Origin of the sequence: Cupriavidus basilensis OR16 (assembly GCF_000243095.1) — a bacterium.
Classification (GTDB): Bacteria; Pseudomonadota; Gammaproteobacteria; order Burkholderiales; family Burkholderiaceae; genus Cupriavidus; species Cupriavidus basilensis_D.
This window is the reverse complement of the sequence record NZ_AHJE01000414.1, coordinates 1-480: the sequence shown is the minus strand read 5'-3', so window position 1 is coordinate 480 and position 480 is coordinate 1. Positions and strand designations below refer to the sequence as shown.

The following is a 480-nucleotide window of genomic DNA, read 5'->3' as shown; positions in this document are numbered from 1 at the left end:
TTGATTTCCCGCAACGCCCATCCGCATGGTGCTGCCTTACCGCGGCGGTCCCACGACCTGCTGGCGCGCGTGGTCGGCGTCAAGATGGGCGACACGCTCGGCCAGACGGTCGTGATCGACAACAAGCCGGGCGCCAGCGGCATGATCGGCGCGGAAGTGGTCGCCAAGGCCGCGCCCGACGGCTACACGATCCTGGCCAATGCCTCGCTGCATGTGATCAACCCGAGCATCTACCCCAAGATGCGCTACGACGCGTTCCGCGATTTTTGTGCCCATCACGCAGTTGGCCGATGTGCCGCTGGTGCTGGTGGTCAACAACGATTCGCCGGTCAAGACCGTGCAGGACCTGATTGCCTATGCGAAGGCCAAGGGCGGCAGCATCAACTTTGGTTCAGCGGGTAATGCGTCGGCCCAGCAACTGGCGGGCGAGTCGTTCAAGTTCGCCGCCAACGTCTCGATGCAGCACGTGCCGTACAAGGG

Annotated in this window: 1 pseudogene; it reads left to right on the top strand. The window is 63.8% G+C overall.

The annotated features are described in order from the left end of the window. Positions 1–4 precede the first annotated feature (4 nt). Positions 5–480 (top strand): annotated as a pseudogene (locus OR16_RS39400) (tripartite tricarboxylate transporter substrate-binding protein); the annotation flags it as partial.